This is a genomic window from Lactobacillus sp. UMNPBX16 (assembly GCF_002553775.1).
In the GTDB taxonomy this organism is placed as follows: Bacteria; Bacillota; Bacilli; order Lactobacillales; family Lactobacillaceae; genus Lactobacillus; species Lactobacillus crispatus.
This window is the reverse complement of record NZ_PCYU01000083.1, coordinates 1-6,243: the sequence shown is the minus strand read 5'-3', so window position 1 is coordinate 6,243 and position 6,243 is coordinate 1. Positions and strand designations below refer to the sequence as shown.

Annotated in this window: 6 protein-coding genes; all 6 read left to right on the top strand. The window is 35.4% G+C overall.

The annotated features are described in order from the left end of the window. Positions 1–31: 31 nt before the first annotated feature. The 6 genes from CP367_RS10420 to CP367_RS10395 all read left to right on the top strand — a co-directional run bounded on the left by CP367_RS10420 (position 32) and on the right by CP367_RS10395 (position 6,167). The gene (locus CP367_RS10420; protein ID WP_089146085.1) at positions 32–1,381 is read left to right on the top strand and encodes an MATE family efflux transporter; all 1,350 of its coding nucleotides are present in this window, start codon (positions 32–34) and stop codon (positions 1,379–1,381) included. A 578-nt stretch (positions 1,382–1,959) separates the two neighbouring features. Beyond that, positions 1,960–2,655: a M1 family aminopeptidase gene (locus CP367_RS10415; protein ID WP_089146084.1), complete on the top strand. Its 696-nt coding sequence runs from the start codon at positions 1,960–1,962 to the stop codon at positions 2,653–2,655. A gap of 115 nt (positions 2,656–2,770) precedes the next feature. After that, positions 2,771–3,622 (top strand): hypothetical protein, encoded by an 852-nt coding sequence (locus tag CP367_RS10410; RefSeq protein ID WP_089146083.1) that lies wholly within the window; start codon positions 2,771–2,773, stop codon positions 3,620–3,622. A 4-nt stretch (positions 3,623–3,626) separates the two neighbouring features. Next, positions 3,627–3,770: a hypothetical protein gene (locus tag CP367_RS10405; RefSeq protein ID WP_005719075.1), complete on the top strand. Its 144-nt coding sequence runs from the start codon at positions 3,627–3,629 to the stop codon at positions 3,768–3,770. Further along, complete coding sequence (locus CP367_RS10400) at positions 3,763–5,070, top strand: glycosyltransferase (RefSeq protein ID WP_089146082.1); 1,308 nt, start codon at positions 3,763–3,765, stop codon at positions 5,068–5,070. Before CP367_RS10405 ends, CP367_RS10400 begins: the two co-directional genes overlap by 8 nt. Beyond that, positions 5,070–6,167, top strand: coding sequence for a glycosyl hydrolase family 8 (locus CP367_RS10395; protein ID WP_013086225.1), 1,098 nt, complete (start codon positions 5,070–5,072; stop codon positions 6,165–6,167). Before CP367_RS10400 ends, CP367_RS10395 begins: the two co-directional genes overlap by 1 nt. The last annotated feature ends 76 nt before the right edge of the window (positions 6,168–6,243 follow it).

Genomic DNA, 6,243 nt, shown 5'->3' with positions numbered 1-6,243 from the left:
TAGGTTAGTATGTTTCTTTTGAGGCAAACAAATGGACGAATTATTTGCAAAGGCACCAATTAAGCAAGTTTATTTTAAATTATCGTTACCTGTAGTCTTGGGTATGATCACTACCATGATTTATAATCTGGCAGATACAATGTTTGTTGCCAAAACAGGCGATACTAATCTAGTTGCAGGAATTACGATCGGTGCGCCACTTTTTACTTTTTTAATAGCTGTTGCCGACATTTTTGGTTTAGGTGGTTCGTCAGTTATTTCTCGCTTATTTGGTGAGAAAAAATACGAGCTCAGCAAAAGAATCAGTAGTTTTTGTCTGTATGGTGGAGCGATTACTGGGCTGCTTTTGACAGTAATCTTGCTAATCTTTGAGCATCCTATTTTAACCGTATTAGGAGCAAAAGCGGCAACTTATAGCGATGCAGCTGATTTTTATCGTGCGCTTTCCATTGGAGCAGTCTTTATTATTCTGAGCCTTATTCCACAGAACTTAATTCGAACAGAGGGATTGGCAGTTGAGGCGATGATTGCCACAATGACAGGAACTATTTTAGCTATCATTTTAGATCCAATTTTTTTATTTGTTTTAAAGTGGGGTGCTACAGGAGTAGGAATTGCCAATATTTTAGGTTATGTTGTAACTGACTTGATTTTAGTAATTATGATTCTGCAAAAAGCAAGATTCATTACTCTAGATCCCAAGTTAATTAAAATTAATGCGGAATCAATCAAGGAAGTAGTAGCAATCGGTATTCCTGGATCAATTACTAATTTTGCTCAAAGCTTTGGCATGGCTTTATTGAATTCGTCACTGGCAATTTATGGTGCTGATAAGGTCGCTGCAATGGGGATTACACAAAAAATATATGGAATTGTGATTTTGGTGATTGTTGGTTTTGCCTTTGGTGCACAACCTTTATTAGGCTACAACTATGGTGCTCAGAATTGGCGGCGGCTTAGAGATATTCTTCGCTTTGATATTTTAGTTCAAGTTGTATATGCGGTAATTGTTGGTGGATTATTAATTGTTTTTGCCCGTCCTGTCACAGCATTATTCATGAATCAGCCGGATATTGTTAGTGCTGGTAGTTACATGTTGTTAGCTACGATTGTTACTACGCCTGTAGTAGGAATCGTATTGTTTTATACAACTGTTTTCCAATCTGTTGGTAATGCTTGGGGTGCCTTTATTATGGCAATCGCTAGACAAGGTGTGATTTATTTTGTGATTCTAGAATTGATGAAGATGACGCTGGGCTATCACGGTATTGTTTGGTCTCAAGCAATTAGTGATATATTGACATGTGTAATTGGTTTCTTTATTTATGAAAAAGCTTTGGATTTAAAAGATAAGATTGAAAGCGCAAAAAATAAAGAGTAAATAAAAATGAGAGAAAAGCTAGTGCAGATATTTCTGATTCAGATGATGCAAGTAACTACAATATAGTTAGAGAATTAGTAGAAGGATAACGTTGAGATGATGAGTGCCTTTTCTGACCTTAGAATTAATTTTTTGCACTATCTGGTCTTGATCATTGATGATGAATAATTTTTTGATCATAATTAGCATAAGAATTGGTTAAATCAAAGCATCATAATGACCGTTTAGCATGTAAATAGACTATCGAAACATTATTTAAATATTCAATAACTGAAAAATAAATCTTTTTATAGAAAAATATATAACTAAACCTAGTGATTGAACTGAGACCTAAAAGTGTCTAACTTTTAGGTCTCAGTACAAGAGGCAAAATTTACAACCTTTCTTTTTGTTTCCCATATCTAAGCGATTATCGTAACGGAAAATGGAATTATCATCCCTATAATGATGAAGGGGAAAACCGTAATCTTGCAGTCAGCGATTATCAAGCTGAGATCTACGCACCAAAATCTTACAAAGTCGTAACTAGTGGTGAAAGTCACACTAAGGATGGCAAAACTACGGTTGTTGCTAAAGATGTGCGTGATTTTGCAATTGTGGCTTCTAACAAGTTTAAGGTAAGTTCTACCAAGGCAAATGGCATTAAGATCAATAATTATTATTATGCTGGTAAAGGTGCAAAGATTTATAACCAACTTGCAAAGCAGACAGCAGTGGATAGCATTAAGCTGTTTACTAAAAAATATGGACCATATCCATATTCCGAATTAGATCTTACCGAATCGCCATTTAGTAGCGATACTGGAGGTATGGAATATAGTGGCTTAGTAATGATTGCTCAAGATACTTTTGCTCGCAAAAAAGCAGCTTCTAAGGAAGATTATGACAGCGTCATTGAAAATGTTAGTCATGAAGTAGCCCATCAATGTTTCTTCAATACCGTGGGTAATGATGAATATACTGAACCTTGGCTTGACGAAGGAATGGCAGAATTCTCGGAAGATATTATTTTTGATTTATCTCCAATTAACAAGATTCCTAAGAAATATGATGAAACTGATACTGCCTATAATGGTGGAAAAAGTTTTTATTCTCTGTTGCGTTATCTAATGGGTGAAAAGAAATTCGACCAGGCGATGAGAGATTACTACCATACATATTATCTAAAACAAGCAACCGGTAAAGACTTTATTGCGATTATCAAAAAACATGATAATTCCAAAGCTGTCAATGATTTAATTAAGCGCTATATTTCACCAAAATATTTACAATAAGTTTTAAGCTAGTAGAGAAAATCTACTAGTTTTTTCTATTCTTGCATTTCTTTGCCTAAATTATTACAATAAAAATTTGTAAATAAATAGCATAATTGAGGATGATGTTATAAAAATGACTAGAAAGTATTTTAAATTAGCAGGTTTAGCGTATCTTGCCAGCGTTACTTTCCCGATATTGTTATTATGGCTAGCAAGATTATACCCAGCTAATGTCTTTAATGGCCTAGTAATGATTTTGATTTTGGCGATTTTAACTGGCTTAATCTTTTCAAGAGTCGATGTTACTTGGCTGATTTTAATTCTTACCACGATTGGAGCAGGATTCTTACTGTTAGGCTATGTAGTAATGCCAGTTAAGGAAAAATTTTTATTATTGATTGCTTATCCTATTGAGGCTAGTCTAGTTACCGTCATTAGACAGCACATCATTCGCTGGAGCTTTTTTACCAATCGCAATGACGAAATTCGGTATTATAATTCGCTTTATGACCGGAGGTTAAAGCTAAGAACTTTCGAGAGTGCGGAAAAATTTTATCAGAATGAACTACATAAAATTGAGCAGCATCCCGAACTCGATTTATGGTCCAACGTTCAAATTGTGAGTTGGGATCAACATAAGCAGTATGCGGAAGCTCATCCTAATAGTCATGATCGGATCCTGAAGCAGATTACTAAAGTTTTGAAAAATAATCGACTTAAGGGGGAGTTTATTTACTTTATGGGAGATGCGACTTTTTTGATAATTTCGCCAGAAATCCCCAATGAATTAGTAAAAAAGGTCAATCACATCGTTGATACAAAATTAAGCGAGTTAGAGTTGCCGATTCCTGTTTCGCTAAAACATGCGAGTGTCTATATTAATGTCGATAATAGTGATAGATTTCCTGATTTGATAGCTGTAATTCGTTTTTTGCGTCGTGAATTGGAAACTGAAATTGTGACTGAATACATAAAGGAAAGATAGCAAAATGAACTGGTTTTATTATTTGTCCGTGATTATTTCTGTAATCTTTGCAATTGCATTTTTAGTGATTTTTTTCTGTGCTTATAAAATTTATGGCAATATCGAACAGGCATTAATGAAGAGTCAGAAAGGAGAATTGGATGACTGAAGGCTTTCAGATATTGACTTTGATTTCAATTTGGTTATCGATTCTATTTTCATTAATTACGCTTTGGGGAGGGGTGCTTTTCTGGTTAAAACACAGTAAAGAAATTGCTAAAATTACACCACTTGAGTATTATCCTACCGTTTCTATTGTTGTACCGGCTCATAATGAAGAAGCTGTTATTCAAAAGACCAGTAGAGCAATTTTGAATTTGAATTACCCCGCAGATAAAGTCGAAATTTTGATTTTTGCTGATAATTGCACTGATCGAACAGCGGAATTGGCTGAAGCCATTGGCAATCGGACTGAATATCAGAAACGACAGTTTAAAGTGATCAGAAGAACTGGTGAAGGTGGTAAATCAGGAGTTTTGAACGATGCGCTTAAGATGATCCACGGCGACTACTTATGCGTTTATGATGCCGATGCGATGCCTGAAGAAAATGCCTTGTATTTCTTGATCAAAAAGGTATTGGAAGATCCAGAACGTTATGTGGCTAGCTTTGGACGGAATAAGACGCGGAATGCAAAGCAAAACTTTTTGACTAGCTGTATAAACTTGGAAATTGTGGTAACGCATCGAATTCAGCACTGCGGAGTTTGGCAATTATTCAAAATTGGGCGCATTCCGGGCACTAACTTTGTGATTAAGACGGCTTTTTTAAAAGAGTTAGGTGGTTTTCGTTCTGGTGCTTTAACTGAAGATACTGATTTGTCATTTACGATTTTGGGCACTGGTAAATTAATTGCCCTAGCACATAATTCTGAAGCCTTTCAACAAGAACCAGAGAAGCTAAAGGACTATTATTATCAACGCTTGCGGTGGGCTAAAGGTAATTACGAAGTAGTAATTAACAATTTTCGGCATTTATTTGACCATAGTAATTGGCGGGTCAAACTTGAAACTTTTTATATGTCCAGTATCTTTTTCTGGTTTAATGCAGCAGTAGTCTTATCAGATATCTTTTTCATTGTTAATCTGATTTTTGCAGTAATAAAAATTTGGGTACCAACAGTTGAGATGCCATTTACTTTTACTGCTGGGAATCTATTGCTCAGTCAAGTATTACTTTTTAATTGGTTGTTGATGATTCTACTCTATGTACTCCAAATCAGTGTGGCTGCCAGTACCCAATTTGGTCAGGTTACAACTAGACAACTTTGGCTTGCTGTGGCATCATATTTTACATACTCACAGCTGTTTATCATTATATCGATTAATGCGGTTTGGTCAGCAATTGCTGACAGACTTTTCCATCGCGAAGCAACGAAGTGGGTAAAAACAAAGAGGTTTACAGATTGATGTTAAAAAACAAAAACAGGATTACCCCAATTTTGATCTTACTGACTATTGGGCTTTTTATTGGCATCATGTTTTATGTCCGTGGTAGCAATAACCGCACGTTGTATCGCAATTTGTACCGCCAATGGGAGGAAGACTATGTTGTTAAAGAAAGTGATGGAAAAACTTGGATAAAAGCTGCACCACGCACAAGCTTGTCTGAAGGTCAAGGCTATGGCATGTTGATTTCTGCTATGGCTGGTGAAAAGGGGTGGGCTAAAAAAGAAGATTTTCAACGGTTATATCGGTTTTACCTGGCTAATCGGTTGACTATCGATGATCAACAAACTGAATTAATCTCATGGAAGCAAGTGGATAAAAAAGTTTATTCTACTAATGCAACTGATGGCGATTTATACATTGCAGAAAGTTTGATAAAAGCAGGAAAAATCTGGAACGAACCCAAGTACTTGCAGCAGGCTAAGCTATTATTAGCTGATATCTTACGTTATGATTATAATTCGACTACTCAGACGCTGACTGTTGGTGATTGGGCTAATAAGAAATCGAAGTATTATTACTTAATGCGAACCTCTGACGTGTTACCGACGTACTTTGATGATTTTTATCAGTTGACTGGTAATTTTCAATGGTTAACGATCAAGAAGGTAATGCTGACAAAACTATATCAATTGAGCAAGCAGCATTCTTCTGGCTTAGTTCCAGATTTTGCTTGGATTAGTAAAAAAGGTGTTAGACCAGCTAAAGCTAATGAAGTAGCTGGAAAAAACGATGGTGATTATTCTGGCAATGCTTGTCGCGTACCATTATTTTTAGCTACTAGCAAAGATGCACGAGCAAAAAAAATTGTTACTAAAATGTTACGCTTTTTCAGCAAGCAAAAACAAGTGACTGCTGGCTATCAATTGAATGGTAAAGCGTTAAACAATTATGCTTCACCGAGTATTAGTGCTCCGATCTTTTTTGCAGTGCAACAATTAAAGAAACCGGAATTTGATAATTTATTTGTTTCACAACAGTATGTTTTTACTAATCGTTTGACTGATACGAATTATTACGATGCAGCATTAATTACATTGGTTGCTATGATGGAATAGTTTTTTTTATAAAGAAACAGTATCTTTTAGTAATTATAGTTGAAAGATACTGTTTTTAGAGACTGTAAAATAGTTT

Excerpts from the sequence above, each read along its gene's own strand:
- CP367_RS10395 (WP_013086225.1), top strand. The coding sequence starts at position 5,070 with ATGTTAAAAAACAAAAACAGGATTACCCCAATTTTGATCTTACTGACT.
- CP367_RS10410 (WP_089146083.1), top strand. The coding sequence starts at position 2,771 with ATGACTAGAAAGTATTTTAAATTAGCAGGTTTAGCGTATCTTGCCAGC.
- CP367_RS10420 (WP_089146085.1), top strand. The coding sequence starts at position 32 with ATGGACGAATTATTTGCAAAGGCACCAATTAAGCAAGTTTATTTTAAA.
- CP367_RS10405 (WP_005719075.1), top strand. The coding sequence starts at position 3,627 with ATGAACTGGTTTTATTATTTGTCCGTGATTATTTCTGTAATCTTTGCA.
- CP367_RS10400 (WP_089146082.1), top strand. The coding sequence starts at position 3,763 with ATGACTGAAGGCTTTCAGATATTGACTTTGATTTCAATTTGGTTATCG.